General features: G+C 68.6%; 1 protein-coding gene. It reads right to left on the reverse strand.

Annotated features, from left to right (window positions below; all coding sequences use genetic code 11):
* The coding region (locus EOC06_RS35620) for a chromosome segregation SMC family protein (protein WP_164898946.1) at nt 1-2664 on the reverse strand (2664 nt) is incomplete at both ends.

Genomic DNA, 2664 nt, shown 5'->3' on the forward strand with positions numbered 1-2664 from the left:
GTCAACGCCTGCTCGCCGCCGGACAGCAGCGTCATGGTCTGCGGCTTCTTGCCGGGCGGGCGGGCAAGAATTTCGAGGCCAGCCTCGAGCGGATCGTCAGATTCGATCAGCTGCAATTCCGCCGTGCCGCCGCCGAACAGATGCGAGAACAGCCGCTGGAAATGGCCGTTGACGACCTCGAAGGCGGCCAGCAACCGCTCGCGGCCTTCGCGGTTGAGGCTCTGGATCGCCTGCCTGAGCTTGCGGATCGCCTCGATGATGTCCTCGCGCTCGGAGACGATCGCCTCCAGCCGATCGGATAGCTCCTTCTGCTCCTCCTCGGCGCGCAGATTGACGGCGCCGAGCCGTTCGCGCTCGATCTTCAGCCTGTCGAGTTGACGCTCGATCTCGGCCATCTCAGGCATCGGGCTGTCGGCCTCCAGACCGGTGTGGCGGATGACCAGATGCGGCGGCGTGTTCAGCGTTTCCTGTATGCGCGCCTCGACCTCCAGCCGGCGCTCGTCGGCCGCGGTCAGCCGCTCCTCGGCGCGAACGCGGGTCTCGCGCGCCTCGGCCAGGAACTGGATGGCGCCGGTGGCGGCCTTGTCCATTTCGGATTGCCGGTTCTCCGCTTCCTGCAGACGGTCGGCCGCCGCCTTGCGCAAGCTCTCGGCCTCGGTGAGCTGCGACAGCAAGGCACGCCGCTTGGCGTCGATTTCATCGGGAGCATCGGCCAACCGCTCGCGTTCGGCCTCGGCCTCGGCTCTGCGTTCGCCGAGCGATGCGATCTGCGTCGAGGCGTTTTCGGCCCGCTCCAGCCAATTGCTGCGCTCGGCGCCAATGGCATCGAGCCGGCGCGCGCGCGCCTCGACTTCGCGCCGCAGCCCCTCATGCACCGCGCGCGCATCGGCAAGCGCGGCGCGGTCGCGGGCGACATTGGCCGAGGACTGTTCGAGCTGTAATTGCAGATCGCCAAGATCGGGCGCGTCCTGCAGCAGCATTTCCGCCTCGGCGAAGGCGGCCGAAATCTCCTCATGGCTGTCGACGATGCGGGCGCGTGCCTCATCGAGTGCGGCGCGCCGGCTCTGCAATTCGCCGCCGGCCCTTTCGGCCTCGGCCAGCGCATTGCGGGCAGCGTCCAGCCGATGCTGAGCGTCACGACCGGCCTGGCGCGTGTTGCGCTCGGCCTCGCTTGCCAGGCGGAGCGCCTGTTCAGCCTCTCCCAGCGCATCCTCGGCCTGGCGCAGGACGAGCGTCGCTTGTATCGCCTCGGCATCGAGCTCAGCCAGCCGGTTCTTCTGCGCCAGCCGTTGTGCTGCGGCGGTCGGCGCATCGGCGCTTGCGGTAAAGCCATCCCAGCGCCAGAGCGCGCCTTCATGGCTGACCAGCCGCTGGCCGGGAGCAAGCAGCGACTGCAACCGGCGGCCGTCGCCGGCGGCATCGACGATACCGATCTGCGCCAGGCGGCGGGCGAGCTGTGCCGGCGCGTGGACCACGCTGGCCAAGCTTTTAACGCCTTCCGGCAAAGCCGCGTCGCCAGGCTGGATCGCGCTTTCGCCCCAATGCACCGGCGCGCTGCGGTCGAGCGGCACGTCGAGATCTTCGCCAAGGGCCGCACCCAGCGCCGTTTCGAAACCGCGATCGACGCTGATCTGCTCCAGCACGGCTGGGAAGAGATCGCCGCTGGCTGCATTCAGGATTTTGGCCAGCGTGCGCGCTTCGGTTTCGATCCGCGCCAGCTCGGCCCTGGCATCCTGAAGCGGTGGCCGGGCAGAACTTTCCGTGGCGCGGGCATCGATGACCGACTGCTCGGTCTCCGACACCGCAGCCTCGGCCTCCTCCAGCAGCGCCATGGCCTGTTCGACCAACACCCGCTTCTCGGCCGGATCGGGCAGGCCAGCGACCTTGGAGAGTATCTCCGACAATTCCCGGTCGACATCGGCAAGCTGGCGCGCGAAGCGGTCGCGGCGTTCGGCGGTGTCGCGCAGCGTCCGTTCGATCTGGTTGCGCGAGGCGGCAGCCTCGGCCCGTTCGGCGGTCAGCGCGGCGAGCTTGGCTTCGCTTTGCGAAAGCGTCGACGCCGCCTGTTCGAACGCCGCACGGGTGGTGGCTTCGCGTTCGGCGGCGCCGGCATTTTCCGAATTGAGTGCTGCCTCTTCGGTGCGAAGGCGCTCGAGAATGTCCGCATTGTCGCGGACCATGCGCTCTTCACGTGCGATATCGCCGTCGAGCTGCTGCAGCCGGCGCTCGAGTTCGCTCTGACGGGCGCGGATGCGGCCGGCTTCCTCCTCGATCTGCGACTTGGCGATCGACAGGCGCTGGAAGGCAGCGGCGGCGGCGGCTTCCGCGTCGCGCAAATCCGGCAACCGGTGAGCGCCGATACCTTGCTCCCTGGCAGCGGCCATCTGGGCCGCGGCGCGGTCGCCGACAAGGGCTGTCGCAACCGCCAGCGCCGAACGCGCCTCGCCTTCCTGGGTCTTGGCCAGCGTCCAGCGCAGATGCAAGAGCGTCGCTTCGGCCTTGCGAATATCGGCCGACAGGTTCTTGAAGCGGGAGGCCTGGCGCGCCTGGCGCTTCAGGCTTTCGATCTGGCTTTCCAGCTCGCCGACGACGTCGTCCAGTCGTTCGAGGTTCTGCTCGGCCGCCTTCAGCCGCAGTTCCGCCTCGTGGCGGCGGGTGTGCAGG

The organism is Mesorhizobium sp. M7A.F.Ca.MR.362.00.0.0 (assembly GCF_004023175.1).
GTDB lineage: Bacteria > Pseudomonadota > Alphaproteobacteria > Rhizobiales > Rhizobiaceae > Mesorhizobium.